Below are 18,290 nucleotides of genomic sequence, written 5' to 3' on the forward strand. Positions count from 1 at the left end.
GGGATAATATGTTTATATATAAACTTTCTCACATTCTAACCCGGAAAGCGGAATGAAAGTCAAAAGCAGACTCGCCGATATCGACTTCGTTTTCGGACGGATCGAGTACAAAAAAGATCATCTGATCGTGCACTCCCACCCGGACCAGCCGATGGAAAGCAAGGTCTATGTAAGCCCGGACGACATCGTATCCGGACTCGGCAAGGCCCTCGTCAATCCCCGGGTATGGATCTATTTTCTCGGCTTTCCGTTCTTCCTGATCCGGTACCGCCGCCGCCATCGTGCGCGCAAGACCCGATCCTGACAGCCCGGCAGCCGCTGCCCGCGCCGCGCCGACGGATTCGACGCCTCCCGAATGGGCCGGCCCGGAAGAACCAACACTTACCGCAGCGCACGGCGCGCCAACCCAGATTAACGCAACCACCGGCTACGCGGCCAGCCAGCGGCGGCGAGGCATCCTGATGCCTGCCATGAGAAATTCTCATACTGGCGCTCCCCCTTCAGGAAGACTGCTTACGACGCTCTCATGAACCCTCCGAACGCAAGCCCGTCACGCCTTTTGTTTACACCTGAACAAAAGTGTATATACTTTTTCTGGCACACAACGCCATAATGAGGTTAAAGAATACGGAGTCGTTGAGCCGAATGTAATTCACACCCCTACCGGAGGGAACAATGAAACACACAGTCAATCACATGATGTCGCTGGCGCTGGCCTCGGTCGTGACCGCGCCGCTGACCGCGCTACCGGCACAGGCACAGGAACAGGCAGCCGGGGCTTTGGAGGAGATCATCGTCACCGCGCAACGCCGTGAACAAAGCCTCCAGGAAGTACCCGTCAGCATCACCGCCTTCACCGCCGAGCAACTGGAACGAGCCAATATCCGCGAGGCTTCCCAGTACCTCAACCTGTCACCCAATGTCAGCTATACCGAAGACGGCCAGCAGGGCGGCAGCCGCGGCATCAGCATTTCCATGCGCGGCGTGAGCAACATCAATACGGACGAAAGCGCTTTCATTCAGTCCGTCGGCATCTACCTCGACGAATTCAGCGTGGCTTCGACCGCCAACGTCACGCTCAACCCGCAATTGCTCGACCTGGCACGGGTCGAAGTGTTGCGCGGACCCCAGGGCACCTACTTCGGCCGCAACGCCGTGGGTGGCGCACTCAACCTGACCACCAAGAAGCCGACCGACACCTTCGAGGGTTCGGTCCGCCTCGGCGCCCGTTCCTTCGACAACGCCGGCGAGCAATACGATGTCGGCGTGGTGCTCAACGCACCGGTCACGGAAAACTTCTTCCTGCGCGGCGTGGCCTATTACGAAGACTCTTCCGGACTGGTGGAAAACATCGTGCCCAACGGCGGCGACAGCGGCCACGAGTATTCGATGTTCCGCGGGTCAGCACGCTGGCTGGCCTCCGAAGACACCACGGTCGACTTCATGGTCATGTACAGCCAGGAAGACCAGGGCCTGGACGAAGCGGTTCCGTCGGGCGTGTGGGATACCGACTCGGTGGCCACCTTCTTTCTCAATGACCCGAACGACCCCAATCGCCTGACCTTTGCCCCCGATGACGGTATCGGCTTCTGGCCGAACAACCGCAATCAGGTCGCGCACACGGCCATCGACGAGAGGAACGAGTTCGAAACCACTATCGCCGTTTTGAACGTCTCCCACTCCTTCAGCGACACCATGTCCCTGAAATGGATCACGGGCCTGATCGACACCGAGCGCGAAAAAGTTTTTGACAACGATCTGGTACCCGAAGATCTCGTCCGCCGCTACGAGTCCGTCGACGGCTCCTCGTGGAGCAGCGAACTGCGCCTGGAGATCACCAACGACCAGTACGACTGGGTGGTCGGTGCGCTGTACTCCGACGACAAGATCGAAGGCAAGCCATGGGATGCACCCGGCGGCGGAATCGGTGTTGTAACCGGCGTGACCACGGGGCTGGACACCGGAATCTTTCTCGGTCCGGTACCGGGCGGTAACCCCGACGTTCCGATCACCGGACCCGGGCTGATCGATTTCGCCCTGACCGGCGCCCTGCCTCCGCTGTTCAACCTCGGCAGCCCGGAAGAACCATTCTTCCTGTACAACCTGACCCCCGACGGCATGCAGCCGCTGTGCCTGGGTTGCGGCCTGCGGCGCAACGAACTGGAGAGCTATGCGATTTTCACCGACTACACCTGGCACGCCAGCGACCAACTGGACATCACGGTGGGCGCGCGCTACACCCACGACGAGGTCTTTGGCTCGTATACCGGTTTCGGACTGTTCCGTACACCGCGTATTCCGGATCCCAGCGACCCGAGTGGGCTGACCCCGGTTTCAACCACCAACAAGAAGACCTTTGAGGACATCGCGCCCCGCTTCTCGGTGGGCTACCAGGTCAATGACGACGCACGCATTTATGGCACGATCTCCAAAGGGTACAAGGCCGGCGGCTTCACGCTGGGCTTCAACTCGGCCAACGGTGAAGAGATCAACGAGACCTTCAACGACGAGGTGCTGTGGAACTATGAAGTCGGCTTCAAGACGGAATGGTTTGACAACCGGTTGCGCGTAAACGGTTCGCTGTTCTACCTCGAGTGGAGCGACCTGCAGCTCGAAACCTTCTTCTTCGCGGTACCGGGTGACGCATCGTCCAACATCGCCAAGACCATCAACGTGCGCGACGCCGAAGCCAAGGGCTTCGAGCTGGAATTCGCCGCGGCCCCGACCGAGAACCTGACCCTGACGGGCGGCATCGGCGTACTGGACACGGAAATCACCAGTAACGACACCGCGCGGCTCAGCGGCAACCTGACCGTGAGCCTGGAAGGCGAACCCCTGCCGCGCTCGCCGGAATTCTCGGCCAACTTCGCGGCCGAGTACCGCTGGCCGCTGGGCGCCAACGAGGCCTTCATCCGCGGCGAGTATATATACCTGGACTCGCAATTCTCCACCATCGAGGATGTGACCTACCTGCAGACCAGCAACCAATTGGTACTGCTGGATCCCCTGCTGCCGGCCACGCCCGACAATGTCGTGGGGCAGATTCCGGACCGCTCGGACGGCTTCCCGTTCAAAACGCCTTCGACCAACCTGTTCCACTTGCGCGGCGGCGTTACGTTCGGCGAGGGCTGGGAACTCACCGTGTTCGTCGAGAACGTCTTTGACGAGGAGTACTACACCAGCGCCGGTGACAACTTCGGCCTCAGCGGTTTCCGGCTGAAACCGCATCCGCGGGTGATCGGAGGCACGATCTCCTACAACTTCTGACGGCTCTCTCCAAGCCCACAACGCCGCCCCACCAAACCGGTCGGGCGGCGTTTTTTTTGGGCCGTACCGTTACTCATTTCAATCGACCTCACCGCGATTGGCCGGATGACAGTCGGCGGCATCAACGTCGTTTGCAGCAGTTTTGAAACTGATCCCGGTGGTTACCGCTCGCGTGGTCATCGCCGGTATGTCGGATACGAACCGCGTATCGTCGAGAATCGCGTGCTCCACCGTCAGCCGGTAGGCGCGGCCCGCCTCCATCGTGCCGACCGGTATTTCGAAAGACCTGGCCTGATACGTCAGGTAGGGCTGCCCCTCGAACGGCCGCCCGCTATGAGCGACGCGATGACCCTCGTCGTCCGTCAGAATGACAAAGACCAGATCATCAAGAATGCCCTGTGAATCCGAAGTGCCCGCCACGAATGGAGACCAGTACACGGTCAGGGGCAACGACGGATCGACCACGGAACAGACGGGCTTGCCCGCCTGTCTCGGCAGAATACGGGGCGCTTCGGGCAGCGCATTGCCCGTAAACACCAACGAGGCATTGTTCACCCGGCCGCCGGGCGTTTCGAAAGAAATCGTGTACTGGCCGTCAGGATAATCGTGCTGCAACTCAGCGAACGACGGGTAACGACGCTTGCCGGATACCAGCAGCAGATTGTCGCGCTCACCGCCCTCGACACCGCGCAGGTCACGGTATTTGAAACGCGCTCCGGTCGGAAGGGTGAGCACGGCGTCACTCGCATCACCGTTCGCGCTCAGGAATATCTCCGAGAAGAACGAAAAGTCCACGGGCTGCAAGCCGCCGGTTTCCTCCTGCTCGAACGACGCGTGCTTGCCGATGACGAAGAACGTCACGTCGGCTTGCTGGGCGGACAACCCCGTAGGTGAAACCAGCAGGAACATCAGCATGAACCGGTTGGCTCCAATCAATTTGATTCCGGAACGGAGATGGCGCATACCAGGCCCTCGAAGCGATCGTATCGGGGCTCGAAGAGTAACAGTTCCGCCGATTTTTGGCTTTGACACACATCATGCTTCAGGCTATTCTGTTTACATGTAAACTATCATTACCTGCAGGTCCGCTGGCGGGCCCACTGGAGCACACGCATGCCAAACATGACGGGCGCCGACGCCATCGTCGCATCACTGACCGCCAATGGGGTCGACACCCTCTTCGGGCTTCCCGGCGGCCAGCTCGACCATCTGTTCGATTCCGTCTACCGTCTCGACGATGCACCACGGCTGATTCACAGCCGCCATGAACAGGGTGCCGCTTACATGGCTTTCGGCTACGCGCAGTCCACCGGCAAGGTAGGCGCCTACACCGTCGTTCCCGGCCCCGGCCTGCTCAACAGCACGGCCGCGCTGTGCACCGCCTGGGCCTGTGGATCACCGGTGCTGGCGATTTCGGGACAGGTGCACCTCAAAGGCATCGACAGCGGCTACGGCCACCTGCACGAAATCCCCGACCAGCTCGGTATGGTGCGCCACATCACCAAGTGGGCGGAGCGCATCAATCACCCGACCCAGACCGCCGCGATCATGGACCAGGCCTTCAGCGAACTCCGTTCCGGCCGCGTCCGCCCGGTGGAAGTGGAAATGCCGATGGACGTGATGGGGGCGAGTGCCGAAGTGGCGCAACCCCGGGCGACCCAACCGCCCCCTCCGCCCCCCGTGAATACCGACCAGATCCGGGAAGCCGCCCAACTGCTCGCAAAGTCCCGGCGACCCCTGATCGTGATCGGCGGCGGCGCACTCGACGCCGGCACTGAACTGCTCGCGATCGCGGAACGGCTGCAGGCCCCGGTCGTCGCCAAGCGCAAGGGCAAGGGCGTGGTCTCCGATGATCACTATCTGAGCCAGAACCTGCCGGCGGGTCATCGTCTCTGGGGTGAGGCCGATGCCGTGCTCGCGGTCGGTACCCGGCTGAAAATGCCGTTGACCATGTGGGGCCGTGACGGCGACCTGAAACTGGTTCGCGTGGACATCGATCCGGTGGAACTGACCCGCATTGCCGAACCGGACGTGGGTATCGTCGGCGACGCCAGGGCCGTACTGGCCGCATTGGCCGAAGAACTGGAGCGCACCGGTGACGCCGCGGCTTCACGCGAGGAAGAACTTCGCAATCTGAAGCAAGGCATCGGCGCCCAACTGCGCGAGAAAATCGCGCCCCAGATGGCCTACCTCGACACCATTCGCGCCGCCCTGCCCCGTGACGGTTACTTCGTCGACGAGGTCACCCAGGTGGGCTTCGCCTCGTGGTATGGCTTTCCGGTGTACGAGCCACGGCATTTCATTTCAGCCTGCCAGCAGGGCACCCTCGGATACGGCTTCGCGACCGCGCTGGGTGTTGCGGCCGCACATCCGGACAAGGCGGTGGTGCAGGTGAGCGGTGACGGTGGCTTCATGTTCACGATGCAGGAACTCGCCACCGCGGTGCATTACGGTCTCAACCTGGTCACGGTGATTTTCAACGACAACACCTTTTCCAACGTCCAGCGACAGCAGGACGAATGGTTCGACGGCCGCCGCATCTGCTCCGACCTGACCAACCCGGACTTCGTCAAAATGGCCGAAAGCTTCGGCGCCGGGGCATACCGCGTCGGCAACCCGGCGGAATTGGCCGCGGCCCTGCCCCGTGCGTTCAACGAGGACGGACCCACCCTGATCGAGGTCACCGTGACCGAACGCATGCCCACGCCCTGGCCATTCATCCTGATGCCACAGAATCGCCGGAGTTTGTGTGATTGAGGCCGAACCGGCTAGTCTGACCACTTACTGAGGGAGAGCGCCGTGCCACTGATATCCGCGGAAAACGTATTCGGACTCGGCACGGCGCTGTTCGCGCTGGCCTATCTGGGATTCTGGATCGACCAGCATCCCATCGGCCGCAAGACTTCCGGCGTGGTGTGGGTGCTGGTGGGCGGCATGGTGCTGTCCCACTTCAAGCTCATCCCGTACGAAGCCCCGGTTTACGACTTCGTCGGCGGCTACATGGTTTCCCTGGCCATCCCGCTGCTGTTGTTCAAGGCCGACATCCGCAAGATCATCCGCGAGAGCGGCAAGGTCATCATCACCTTCATGGTCGCCAGCGCCGCCACCGTGATCGCGGCCGTGGGCGGCTTTCTGCTGATGGGTTTCGGCGAAGTCGGCGCCAAGGTCGCCGGCACCTACACGGCCGGCTATGTCGGCGGCGCGATGAATTTCCTGGCCGTGTCGCAGGTCGTGGAAATGTCCAAAACGGAGTTCGCCTCGGCCCTGAGCGCAAGCAGTTTCGTCAGCATTCTGGCGCTGTTGATGCTCATCACCCTGCCTTCGATCCGCCTGGTCGTTCGCTTTCTGCCGCTGGCCAGTCACGACGGCGACAACGCCACCGATGACGCCGGCCAGCCGGCCCATCAGCGGCCGCGGCTCAGCCTGCGCCACCTGACCGGCGCAATCGCGCTCAGCTTCGGTATCTGCACGATCGCGTCGACCATCGGCGAAGCCATCGGCCACCCGCAGTACAACATCCTGTTCGTCACCGTCCTGACCATCGTCGTGGCCAATCTCTTCCCGCGTGCCATGGATGCGCTGCAGGGCGAATTCGAGATGGGCATGATTCTGATGTACCTGTTCTTCGCCATGGTGGGCTCGAGCACCAACTTCACCGAGTTCGCCGGACCGGCCTTGCGGTATTTCATCTACGGCATGTTCATCATCATCGTGCATCTGGGCATCGTGCTCGGCGTCGCCCGGCTGATGAAAGTGGATCTGGCCGAAGCCATCGTGGCCTCGGGCGCCGCCCTGGTCGGACCTGCGGTCACCGCTGCCATCGCGATCTCCCAGGGCTGGCGCAGCCTGGTGACCCCGGCCATCATGGTCGGGGTATTCGGCTACGTGATCGGTACTTTCATCGGGGTGGCGGTCGCGACCTTCCTGGCCTGACCCGTATGCTTCTCTGACCCCTGGCCTGACTCACTAATCACCGGACCAGTCGAACAGCAATCCCAGGGCGGTGCCACGGTCGGATTCGGCCAATGCGTAGGCCTGCGCGCAGTCATCCGGAGCGAAAACCCGGGTGATCAGACCGCGCAGTTCAAAGCGCCCACGACGCACGCAGTCGAAGAACAGCCGATCAATCCGGCGTTGTGTCCAGCCATCCCGGTCGTGACTGTCGTGAGTGGCCTGCACGGTCAGCCCTTTCGTCATCAGGTCGGATGTCAGGCACTGGCGGCCGGGATAACCGGTGTCGCCCAGCAGCACCACTTTGCCGTACCGTGCGGTCACCGACAGCGCCTGGCGAAAAACCTCGGCATTACCGGTGGTATCGACAGTGACCGGCGGACCACCACCTTCGAACAAGGCCCCGATGGCGTCGCGGTGATCGGTGACCGGCCCGGTAAAGGTCCGGGTCGCGCCGCCCCGGCGGGCGTGCCCGAGGCGGAAATCAGCGAGGTCGGCCACGGCGATGGTCGCGCATCGTGCCGCATGTGCCCAACGCAGAGCCATCTGCCCCACCGGTCCGGCGCCGATGATCAGGACATGACCGCCGCGCACGAACGGAGCGGCCCACGCGGCGCGGAACGCGGTTTTGGCCAGGCCCGCCCAGCAGGCCTGTCGGGAATCCATCGCGGCAGGCACCCGCGAGCAGGCCGCGGCGGGCAGCACCTGGTGCGAGCCGTGCGCCTGGCGCATGAATACCCGGTCGCCCGGCTGAAATTCGTCGACGTCTTCGCCCACTGCCTCGACCCGACCCACGGCCTGCACGCCGGTCTTGATCTGGGGGAACGAAAACATCCGCGCGAAATGCGAATCGGAAGCATAGCGGGCGTGCAGGATCGTGGTCTCGGTGCCGATACTCATCAGTGAGTAACGGGTCGCCACGCGGACTTCACCGGGAGCCGGCGAACCCGGCTCGAAGTCGACCAAAGCCACCTCACCCCGACGGGGAAATATGATGCGACGCGCCATCGACAACTCCTGATTTTCAGGGACTCCGTTTGCAGCAGACAGGCATCGAGACTACCATAGCAGGGCAAATAGTAAATATATAAACTAAAACGCCTTCAAAGCGGAAGTGCATCAATGACAGACAGTACGACGAAAAGCCAATCAACCGCACCCGTTGCCTGGATCACCGGGGCCGCCGCCGGTATCGGGCGTGCCTGCGCGTACCGGCTGGTCGGCGAAGGTTACCGGGTCGCACTGACCGACCGCGACCCGGACCGACTTGCGGAGACCGCAAGGGAAATTCGCGAAGCGGGCGGCGAAGTTCTGACCACGACCCTGGACATCACCGATGCCCCGGCCTGTGACGACACCGTCCGGCAGATCCGTTCCGCCTGGGGCCGGCTGGACACCCTGGTCGCCAACGCGGGCGTGCAGATCGGTGGAACCCTCACCGACACGGCGCCGGAAGACTGGCAGCGCATCCTCGAAGTCAACCTGAACGGAACCGCGTACTGCGCGCGTTCCGCCCTGCCCGCCCTGCTCGACCAGGACCGCGGTTCAATCGTATTCGTGTCTTCGGTCAATGCCCTCGTGGGCACCACCGGCATGACGCTCTATGACATGAGCAAAGCGGCGGTGCTCGGCCTGACCCGCAGCCTGGCGGCTGAATACGGCGAATCCGGCATTCGGGTCAATGCCGTGTGCCCCGGCAATACGCTGACCGATTTCCACCTCGACGCAATGGCCGCGAAAGGCGTGACCGCCGGGGAGATCCGCGACATGACCCGCGGCTATGGTCTGCTGGGACGGATCGCCGAACCACCGGAAATCGCGGCCGCCATCGCCTTTCTCGCCGGGCCGGACGCTTCGTTCGTCACCGGACAGGTGCTGGCCGTGGACGGCGGCTACTCGGTCAAGGGGGCGGACGCATGAGCCCGCAGGATCAGCCGGTCAGACTCGGTATTCTCGGCACCGGGCGCATGGCACGCGACTTCGCCGAAGGCCTGAAGCACGCACCGTCCATTCGCCTGCAGGCAGTCGCCTCCCGCCGCCAGGACGCCGCCGACCGCTTCGCGTCGGACTTCGCCGTGCCCGACGCCACCGAAGGCCTGGACCGCATGCTGGCCAACCCGGACGTGGAACTGGTGTACATCGCGACCCCGCACGCAATGCACTGCGACGACACCCTCGCCTGCCTGGAAGCGGGCAAACACGTGTTGTGCGAAAAACCATTCGCCATCAACGCGAAACAGGCCGAACGCATGGTCGCCGCGGCCCGCGCCCATAACCGTTTCCTGATGGAAGCAATGTGGACCCGCTATCTGCCGGCCGTGACCCGTTTGCGTGAACTGCTCGACGAGGGCGTGCTGGGCCGTTCGCGGCTGATGGTGGCCGGCGGCGCCTTCATGCCGCCGTTCGACCCGGACGATTACCTGTTTCGGCCGGACCTCGGCGGCGGAGTTCTGCTCGATGCCGGCGTGTATCTCGTGTCATGGGCTTCGTGGCTGTTCGGCCAGCCCGAGCAGATCATGGCCACGGGACGAATCGGCGACAGTGGCGTGGACGAGCACGACGCGGTTCTGCTCGAGCACGCCGACGGTTCCACCGCGCAGTTGTACGTCTCTCTGCAGGCCAAACGCTCACCCGATGTGATGATCGCGGGCGAACGCGGCAGCATCCACATCCACCCCCCGGTGTTCGCGCCACGGGGCCTGACCCTGAAACTCGACGGCGCCGACGAGCAACACCTGGACCTGCCGTTCGCCGGCAACGGCTACCAGTTCGAAGCCGAGGAAGCGGCACGCTGCATCCGCCAGGGCCGGACCGAAAGTTCGCGCATGCCGCTGGACGAGACGCTGCAGATCATGCGCACCCTGGACACCATTCGCGCCCGGATTGGCCTGCGTTATCCAATGGAGGACTGAACATGGCGACTGTCTTGATTACCGGGGCCGGCAGCGGCCTGGGCCTGGAAGGCGCCCTCGCCTTCGCCCGCAATGGCGACACGGTATATGCCGGGGTGCGCGACCCGGCCAGGGCCGAGGGATTGACGCAGGCGGCGCAGGCCGAAGGCCTCACCCTGAACCTGGTCACCCTTGACGTCACCCGTGCGGAAACTTTCACCGCCGTCCTGGCTGACATCATCGACCAATCGGGCCGCCTGGATGTGCTGGTCAACAACGCCGGCATCATCCGGCCGGGTTCACTGGAAGATGTCAGCGAACAGGATCTCCGCGACGTAATCGAAACCAACCTCACCGGCCCCCTGCTGCTGGCCCGCGCCGTGCTGCCGCAGATGCGCGCGCAAGGCAGCGGCTGCATCATCATGATGAGTTCGCTGTCCGGCATTGCCGGCCTGCCCGGCGACCTGCCCTACAGCGCCAGCAAATTCGGCCTGGAAGGCGCCACCGAGGCTCTGCGTCACGAGGTGGACCGCTGGGGTATCCGGGTGGCGCTGGTCGAGGGTGGCATGTACGCCACCGGCATCTTCGACGACAGCCTGAACAACGACCGCTTGCTGCCGCCGGACTATCCGCCGGATTCCCCGTACCGGCCGCTGGTGGAAAGCCGCCTGGAAGCCGTTCGCGACAGCCTGAGCAAGGCCTATCCGGCCCGCCGGATCGGCGAGCTGTATGTGAAAATCGCCCATTCCGACGAGTCGCGGCTACGCTGGCCCGCCGACGAGGTGGCCGAAATGGTACTGGGGAAAATGTTCGCCCAGGACGACGCCGGACGCGACGCCTTCCTGCGTGGCGTGGCCGGTGCGGACTGGTGGAGCGAGGGCAAAGACCATGACTGAAACATTCACCACCGGACTCGCACACGTCTGCATCGAGACGCCCGACCTGGAGGCCACCGAGGCCTTCTATGCCGTACTGGGCCTCGAGCGCCGTTACGACTTCCGCAATCAGCACGACGAAGTGGTGGGGTTTTACCTGGCGTTTCCCGGCAGCCCGACCTATGTCGAGGTCATCCACGTTCGCGACCCGCAGCCGGCCGGAGTATTACGCCATTTCGCCATCGAGGTCGACGACATCGAGGCCATCCACCGGGCCATGATCCGGGCCGGCATCGCGACCGACGAACCCGTGCTGGAAAAGGACCTGACCCGGATGATCAGCTGCCACGACCCCAATGGCATCTTCATCGAAATCCAGCAGTACACCCCGGAGAGCATGCAGACCCGGGGGGGCGTGTGCCGGGTCGAGTATGAACCGTGAGCAAGCGATGACCGGATGCCCGGCCGCGGGGCACCGGCCCTAAAAAGTTTCTTGGTGCGATGAAAAGCCCGCCGCTAGACTGGTGTCACACCCGCTGGCCCTGATGCAATATCCGGGCTGGTACCGGGCGTGTGGCACCGAGGCCGCGCGCCGCCCCGTCCGCAACCAGGCCCAACGCTGATGCCGTCAAAGCCCGACACCGGTCATCCGGAAATGCGCCGTCTGCGCATCCAGTTCATCCTGGCGCTGGCCGGCGCGCTGTCGACCCTGTCGATGGATTTTTTCGCACCCGCCATGCCCTCGGTGACCCGGGATTTCGGCACCACCCCCGAAGCCGTCAAAACCCTGATGACCCTGTTTCTGCTCGGTTACGGTTTCGGCCCCTTCATCTGGGGCGCGCTGGCCGACCGCATCGGGCGGCGCAAGGTCATGCTGCTGGGCGTGGGCGGATACGTGCTGGCCGCGCTCGGCTGCCTGCTGTCACCGACCATTACCGGCTTGTTCGTGTTCCGCGTCGCGCAGGGTTTCTGTGCCTCGTCGACGGCCATCATCGCCCGTGCGGTGCTGCGCGACGTGTACGGCTCCAAGGACGCCACCAAAGCCATCGCCGGCATGTTCCTGATCATGGTGTGGGTGCCGGTGCTGGCCCCGATCGCGGGCGGGCTGTTAAGCGGCTATTTCGACTGGCGCGCAAACTTCTTTGTCATGATGTGCGGCGCCAGCGCCATCTGGGCGGCAAGTTTCATCTGGTTGCGGGAAACCCGGCCGGAGGACGACGGCGCCAATCCCAGGGGCCGTCGCTGGACGGCCGTGCTGTCTCATCCGGTGTTTCTGCGGCACACCCTGACCAACATGTTCCTGTTCGGCGCGCTGCTGTTTTTTCTGTCCAATTACAGCTACATCACTGAAGCGCGATTCGGCTTCGATTCAAGCCAGAACGGCCTGCTGCTGACGGTGTTCAACGCCACCATCGCGGGTGGGTTCTACCTGGTCTGGGCGGTCGCGCCGCGACTGGGCGTGGACCGCAGCATCGGCGCCGGACTGTTGACGGCCTGCGCCGGCTGGTGTGCGATCTTCGCCATGTCCGTGCTGCCTGAGCCGCCTCTGCTGCTGATCCTGCCCTGTGTCGTGGTGGCCAGCCTCGGCACCGGCCTCGTGGTCAGCCTGGCGGCAGGCGAGGCGTTGACACCCTTCACGCACGCCGCCGGCACCGCGTCGGCCTTGTTCGTGCTGGTGCAGTCCATGGGCGCGGCACTGCTGAATTTCGTGGCGGGCAGCCTGTTCGAGGCCACGCTGCCGTTGCTGGCATCGGTGCTGGCGCTGTTCTCCGTCGGCGCGCTGCTGGCGTCCTTCGGATTTCGCACCCGCGGTTCGGCGGATCACGCCGGCCGGTAGCGAAGGCGGGTACCGCGATTCAGCCGTCACCAATCGTCTTGATGACCGCACCGCCCCGTTTGTAGACCACGCCGTCCTTCATGACGAAGGCCACGTTCCGCAACACGGCGATATCGTCCAGCGGATCACCGGACACGGCGACGATATCCGCTGTCTTGCCGGCCTCGAGCGAACCCACCCGCTCTTCGATACGCAGCAGTTTCGCCGCCTCGAGGGTCGCGCTCCGGATGGCCTCCATGGGCGGCATCCCGGCATTCACCATGTAGACGAACTCATCGGCGTTCATGCCGTTCGGAAACACGCCCGCATCACTGCCCATCACGATCCATACGCCGTGTTCGCGTGCCAGGGCCAGCACCCGGTCGATCCGGCCGCCCATGTCCGACACCATCGAGCGTTCGATTTCCGAGCGGCTGGTGTCGCTGCCGACCTTTTCCGCGATCCACTTCAGCGCCGTCATGGTGGGCACCAGGGCGATGCCCTGCTTCGCCATCTGTTTGGCCGTGGCCGCGTCCAGAAAAGTGCCGTGTTCAATGGAATCGACCCCGGCCCGGACGCCGCGCTGAATCCCTTCCAGGCTGGCCGCGTGCGCGGCGACGGTCATGCCGTAGTCACGGGCGGTTTCGACCACGGCATCCAGTTCATCCTGCATCCACTGCGGACCCAGCGCGATGCCGGAGCGATTGATGATGCCGCCGGTGAGATTGATCTTGATCAGGTCGGCCCCGTCCTTGTACCGCTGGCGCACCGCCTGGCGGGCCGACAACGGCCCGTTGACCACCCCTTCGACCGGCCCCGGCTCACCCATGTATTCATGGCGCAGGCCATTGGAGTAGTCCGCCAGACCGCCGGTGGTCGCCAGCCCTTTGCCGGCGGTGAATATCCGCGGTCCATGGATGTGGCCGGCCTCGATCGCGCGACGCATCGAAGCGCCGAGGTTGCGGTCCTGGTCACCCATCTCGCGCACGGTGGTGAATCCGGCCAGCAGGGTGCGCTCGGCGAACGTTTTGGCGCGATAGGCGTAGTCGGCTGATTCCATCAGGAATTTCTCGGTGTGGATCTGCGGCGACATCTCGGTGGTCAGGTGCACGTGCATGTCCATCAGGCCCGGCATCACCGTGTGATCGCGCAGGTCGAGCACCTCCTCGCCTTCCGCCGCCGGACGGTAGCCCTGCTCGACCGAGACGATCCGGTCGCCGGACACCGTGACCGTCATCGCTTCGTCCACTTCGCCCGCGACGACGTCGATCAGGCGTCCGGCGTGGATGACCGTGTCCGCGAAAGCGGACGTCGCGAGGCCGCAAAGCGCCAGGATCAATATGCGCAAGCAATTCATGTCGTTTCCTCCGTGGATTTCCCCATCGCGAGGCGCACCGCACGCCTCCCGTCCTCGTAGCGCGGCAAGCGAATCGTCAGCACGGCCGAGGCCAGCATCAGGCCGATGCTCAGAAACAGAACCCAGTCGTACGAACCCAGGGTTTCGAAAGCGTAACCGTAGCCGACCGGCCCCAGCGAGGTGCCGATCAGGAACGAGGTAAACAATATGCCGTAGACCCGGCCGAAGTTCTCCACCCCGAAATACCGCCCGGTCAGAAAGGCCAGCATGTCGATTTCCGCGCCCATGCTGATGCCGATGCCGACCACTGCCAGAAAAGCGACGGCATCGATGGCGCCATAGGCCAGCAGCGCGATGCCGGCCGCACTCAGCAGAAAGCAGCCCACCGCGACGTGCGGCGCGAAGACCCGGTCGACGATGTAACCGATCAGAATGCGTGAGACCACCAGTGCCATACCCAGGGTCGACTGCACCAGCGCCGCGCTGCCCGGATCCATGCCGCGGTCGCGCAACATCGGCACGAGGTGCGACAAAACGCCGTACAGGCAGAACGACAAGCCACAGAAGATCACGAACAGCAGCCACAGCAGAGGCTGCCGCAGCAGGGCACCGAACGGCGCGGGGTCACCGCCGCCATTGGCAGCGATGGGCGCGGAGTGCAATTCGTCCACCCCTTCGAGATCGCGGGCCGTCGGCGACTCGCGCAACACGAAGTACACCAGGGGTACCGCCACGACCACGGTCACGACTGCGAGCAGGAAGTAGCCGGAACGCCAGCCGTGGTGATCGATCATGTACTGGACCGCCGGCGGCACATACACGTAGCCCATGCCGCTGCCGCCCATCGCAATGCCAAGGGCCAGTCCGCGGCGGCGGTCGAACCACGCCGATATCGTGCGCAGGTACGGCAAGGCGTTGGAACCGGCCGCCAGGGAACCGATCAGGAAGAACAGCAGATAGAGCACCCACAGGCGATCGGCGAAAACCGGAATCAGGGCCAGCAGCACACCGAACACCAGAAACGACGGCAGCAACACATTGCGACTGCCGTGACGATCGACCAGGGTTCCGATATAGGGAATCGCCAGCGCCAGCGCGACCGTGAAAAAGGTCAGCGCAAGGCTGATCTCGGTGCGGCTCCAGCCGAACTCGTCTCCCAGCGGGATCATGAACAGACCCAGCGCGCCAAAAGCAAATTGCCCCGGCCCTGTGGACATGCCGATGGCCGCCGTCACGACGATCCACCAGCCGTAATAAATCCGCGGACCGCTCACATCGCCACCCCGCGCAATCCTTCTAAAATTCGCTTGATCGTTCCCATGCACCAGAGCTCCATCAGGCCGTCAAGGCCATGCGCGTCAGCAAGAACAGTACGGAGGGCGCCAGCAGGCAGCCGACACCCGTGTAGAAAGTCGCGGTCATCGCCCCGTAGGGCACCAGCTTCGGATCGGTGGCTGCGAGACCGCCCGCCACGCCGCTGGTCGTGCCCATCAAACCGCCGTAAACCATCGCAGCGACAGCGTTATTGAGACCGATGCGGCCGGCGACCAGCGGTGTTCCGATCATGACCAGCACCGACTTGATGAGGCCCGCGGCAATGCTCAGGGCGATAACGTCCGACCCCGCCCCCAGGGCCGTACCGGTCACCGGACCGACGATGTAGGTTGCCGCCCCGGCCCCGATGGTGCTGACCGAGACCGGATCGCGGTAGCCGAAGGCAACCGCCACCAGGGCGCCCACGGCAAACGAAAGCACGACCCCGATGACGACGGACAGCGCACCCACCACGCCTGCCGAACGAATCGACTTTGGATCGGCACCGAAGGCCGTGGCCACTATGGCGAAATCACGCAGCATCGCGCCACCCATGATCCCCACGCCCGCAAGCAAGCCCAGATCAGCCACGCCCTGGTGACCACCGGTCAGCTTGCCACCGAGATAGGCCAGCCCCAGTCCTGCGGTGATGGCAATCGCCGATCCATGAATGTGTCCGGCCGTGAATCGCCGCGAGAAAGCATACGACAACCACACCAGCACGCCCACGAACAGGAACGCCGTAATCAGCGAATTCTTGCCCAGAACCTGAACCAGTGTGTCAGGAATCATCGGTTTCACCGCCGCCGAAGCGCGCCAGCACCGGAATCATCGCGAAGCTCGCGGCCACCGCCAGTACACCGGCGACCACCGCGACCCAGCCACTGCTCACAGCCGTCACGACATCCTGCTTCGCAGCCATGGCCACGACGATGGGAATGTACATGGCACTCCAGAACCCGACCCCTTCCTGGGTCATCGGCGCGAGTTGCAGGCGATAGCGGGACAGGTTCGTCAGCAGAATCAGCAATAACATTGCAAAGCCGACGCCGCCGACATTAGCATTGACACCGATGAGCCGACCGAGCAGCTCACCGACGATGAGGCCCGCGAGCATGCAAAAGGCCAGTAATGCCACTCCGTAGATAACCATTTCACCCTCCGACCCGTTCCGGCACCAGGCAACCATCATGCCCGCCGACAAGAGTAATTGCGATGCAAAAAAAGCCTGTCAATCTATTCGCCCTGTTCAGCAACCGGAACGCTTCGACACCGGACCGGACGCTGCTGGAAACGGACACCGGCCAGTCGTTCACCTTCACCGACCTGGACCATCACTCCGCCCGCATCGCACGGTATTTGCGTGAACTCGGACTGTCCCGCGGAGACCGGGTCACCGTGCAGGTCGAGAAATCGCCCGAGGCGCTGTGCCTGTATCTCGCCTGCCTGCGCGGCGGCTTCGTCTATCACCCACTGAACCTGGGTTACACGCCCTCGGAGCTGCGCTATTTCATCGCCGATGCCCAACCCGCGCTGGTGGTCTGCGATCCGTCCAAACACGAGGTCCTGGCCGGCATCGCCGAGGCCGCAGGCACCGGATCGGTGCTGACCCTCGACGCCGCAGGCCACGGCAGCCTGAGCGAGGGAGCCGCGGAGCAACCGGAGAGCGCCGGGCCTGTCCGTTGCGAACCGGTCGACGCCAGCCGCGACGACCTCGCGGCCCTGCTCTACTCCTCGGGTACCACCGGCACACCCAAGGGCATCATGCTGACCCACGGCAACCTGATCAGCAACACCGAGACCCTGGTCGACTTCTGGCAGTTCTCCGCCTCCGACCGCTTGCTCCACGCCCTGCCGATGTTCCACGTGCACGGACTGTTCGTGGCCATCGGCTGTGTGCTCGCCAGCGGTGCCAGCATGCGTTGGTTGCCGAACTACGATCCCGGAAAAATCATTGAATACCTGCCCGAATGCACCATCATGATGGGCGTTCCGACCTACTACACCCGCCTGCTCGCACGCACGGATTTTTCGGGTGATGTGTGCGGCAACATGCGCCTGTTCATTTCCGGCTCCGCGCCCCTGCTGCCCGAGACGTTTCAAGCCTTCGAAGCACGCACCGGACATCGCATTCTGGAACGCTACGGCATGACCGAAACCAATATGAACACGTCCAATCCCGTCGATGGTGAACGTCGGCCCGGCACGGTCGGCCCGCCGCTGCCCGGGGTCGAGGCACGGGTGGTCGACGACCAGGGGCAACCGGTCGCCAACGGCGCCGTCGGACACTTGCAGATCCGCGGCCCGAACGTGTTCGCGGGCTACTGGAACCTGCCCGACAAAACCGCTGAGGATTTCACCGACGACGGCTTCTTCAATACCGGTGACCAGGGCACGTTCGACGACGACGGTTACGTGTCCATCGTCGGCCGGGCCAAGGACCTGGTCATTTCCGGCGGGCTCAATGTTTATCCCAAGGAAGTCGAACTCGTTATCGATCGCATCGCCGGAGTGAGTGAATCCGCCGTGATCGGCGTACCGCATGACGACTTCGGGGAAGGCGTGGTCGCCGTGGTCGTGCCGCAAGCATCCGCGACGCTCGATGAGGAAACCATCATTCGGGGGGCGCGTGCGGACCTGGCCGCGTTCAAGGTGCCCAAGCGGGTGTTCTTCGTCGATGAACTTCCGCGCAACACCATGGCCAAGGTGCAGAAAAACGTGCTTCGGGAAACCTACCGCGACACCTTCAGCGGCGCGTAATCCTCCGGGCCGGCGTGACCCGGAGTCCTGTCCTGCGTTTCCGGGCAACGGCCCGGCTG

Annotated in this window: 16 protein-coding genes; 10 read left to right on the top strand and 6 right to left on the bottom strand. The window is 63.7% G+C overall.

All coding sequences use genetic code 11. From position 1 onward, the window contains the following. Window positions 1-52 precede the first annotated feature (52 nt). Window positions 53-304 (top strand): hypothetical protein, encoded by a 252-nt coding sequence (locus tag V3330_RS01270; protein WP_354693562.1) that lies wholly within the window; start codon window positions 53-55, stop codon window positions 302-304. A 371-nt stretch (window positions 305-675) separates the two neighbouring features. Beyond that, window positions 676-3,267, top strand: a complete 2,592-nt coding sequence (locus V3330_RS01275; RefSeq protein ID WP_354693563.1) for a TonB-dependent receptor — start codon at window positions 676-678, stop codon at window positions 3,265-3,267. A gap of 78 nt (window positions 3,268-3,345) precedes the next feature. Here the strand turns inward: V3330_RS01275 and V3330_RS01280 are convergent, their stop codons facing one another. Continuing rightward, window positions 3,346-4,203, bottom strand: coding sequence for a hypothetical protein (locus V3330_RS01280; RefSeq protein ID WP_354693564.1), 858 nt, complete (start codon window positions 4,201-4,203; stop codon window positions 3,346-3,348). Between the two features lie 177 nt (window positions 4,204-4,380). Between V3330_RS01280 and V3330_RS01285 the strand changes: the two genes are divergently transcribed. After that, the gene (locus V3330_RS01285; RefSeq protein ID WP_354693565.1) at window positions 4,381-6,024 is read left to right on the top strand and encodes a thiamine pyrophosphate-dependent enzyme; all 1,644 of its coding nucleotides are present in this window, start codon (window positions 4,381-4,383) and stop codon (window positions 6,022-6,024) included. 42 nt (window positions 6,025-6,066) lie between these two features. After that, complete coding sequence (locus tag V3330_RS01290; RefSeq protein ID WP_354693566.1) at window positions 6,067-7,200, top strand: DUF819 family protein; 1,134 nt, start codon at window positions 6,067-6,069, stop codon at window positions 7,198-7,200. A gap of 33 nt (window positions 7,201-7,233) precedes the next feature. Here the strand turns inward: V3330_RS01290 and V3330_RS01295 are convergent, their stop codons facing one another. Next, window positions 7,234-8,226: a zinc-binding dehydrogenase gene (locus V3330_RS01295; protein WP_354693567.1), complete on the bottom strand. Its 993-nt coding sequence runs from the start codon at window positions 8,224-8,226 to the stop codon at window positions 7,234-7,236. A 114-nt stretch (window positions 8,227-8,340) separates the two neighbouring features. Here V3330_RS01295 and V3330_RS01300 point away from each other — a divergent pair, with 114 nt between their 5' ends. The 5 genes from V3330_RS01300 (at window position 8,341) to V3330_RS01320 (ending at window position 12,821) form a co-directional block, all read left to right on the top strand. Then, window positions 8,341-9,138, top strand: a complete 798-nt coding sequence (locus V3330_RS01300) for an SDR family NAD(P)-dependent oxidoreductase (RefSeq protein ID WP_354693568.1) — start codon at window positions 8,341-8,343, stop codon at window positions 9,136-9,138. Beyond that, complete coding sequence (locus V3330_RS01305) at window positions 9,135-10,130, top strand: Gfo/Idh/MocA family protein (RefSeq protein ID WP_354693569.1); 996 nt, start codon at window positions 9,135-9,137, stop codon at window positions 10,128-10,130. The genes V3330_RS01300 and V3330_RS01305 overlap by 4 nt, the downstream gene beginning before the upstream one ends. Before the next feature lie 2 nt (window positions 10,131-10,132). Further along, a complete protein-coding gene (locus tag V3330_RS01310) occupies window positions 10,133-11,005 on the top strand; it encodes an SDR family oxidoreductase (RefSeq protein ID WP_354693570.1) in 873 nt (290 codons plus the stop codon). Continuing rightward, on the top strand, window positions 10,998-11,426 hold the full coding sequence (locus tag V3330_RS01315) for a VOC family protein (RefSeq protein ID WP_354693571.1): 429 nt from the start codon (window positions 10,998-11,000) through the stop codon (window positions 11,424-11,426). Before V3330_RS01310 ends, V3330_RS01315 begins: the two co-directional genes overlap by 8 nt. A gap of 180 nt (window positions 11,427-11,606) precedes the next feature. Next, window positions 11,607-12,821 (top strand): multidrug effflux MFS transporter, encoded by a 1,215-nt coding sequence (locus tag V3330_RS01320; protein ID WP_354693572.1) that lies wholly within the window; start codon window positions 11,607-11,609, stop codon window positions 12,819-12,821. Between the two features lie 19 nt (window positions 12,822-12,840). Here V3330_RS01320 and V3330_RS01325 read toward each other — a convergent pair whose 3' ends face one another. From V3330_RS01325 to madL, 4 genes are all read right to left on the bottom strand, one after another. Continuing rightward, window positions 12,841-14,157 (bottom strand): metal-dependent hydrolase family protein, encoded by a 1,317-nt coding sequence (locus V3330_RS01325; protein ID WP_354693573.1) that lies wholly within the window; start codon window positions 14,155-14,157, stop codon window positions 12,841-12,843. After that, window positions 14,154-15,431 (bottom strand): MFS transporter, encoded by a 1,278-nt coding sequence (locus V3330_RS01330; RefSeq protein WP_354693574.1) that lies wholly within the window; start codon window positions 15,429-15,431, stop codon window positions 14,154-14,156. Before V3330_RS01330 ends, V3330_RS01325 begins: the two co-directional genes overlap by 4 nt. Window positions 15,432-15,492: 61 nt before the next feature. Continuing rightward, window positions 15,493-16,263, bottom strand: a complete 771-nt coding sequence (madM, locus tag V3330_RS01335) for a malonate transporter subunit MadM (protein WP_354693575.1) — start codon at window positions 16,261-16,263, stop codon at window positions 15,493-15,495. Continuing rightward, window positions 16,253-16,663: a malonate transporter subunit MadL gene (madL, locus tag V3330_RS01340; RefSeq protein ID WP_354693576.1), complete on the bottom strand. Its 411-nt coding sequence runs from the start codon at window positions 16,661-16,663 to the stop codon at window positions 16,253-16,255. The genes madM and madL overlap by 11 nt, the downstream gene beginning before the upstream one ends. Before the next feature lie 23 nt (window positions 16,664-16,686). Here madL and V3330_RS01345 point away from each other — a divergent pair, with 23 nt between their 5' ends. Next, a complete protein-coding gene (locus tag V3330_RS01345; RefSeq protein WP_354693577.1) occupies window positions 16,687-18,231 on the top strand; it encodes a malonate--CoA ligase in 1,545 nt (514 codons plus the stop codon). Window positions 18,232-18,290 lie beyond the last annotated feature (59 nt).

This window comes from Elongatibacter sediminis (genome assembly GCF_037892215.1).
In the GTDB taxonomy this organism is placed as follows: domain Bacteria; phylum Pseudomonadota; class Gammaproteobacteria; order Xanthomonadales; family SZUA-36; genus Elongatibacter; species Elongatibacter sediminis.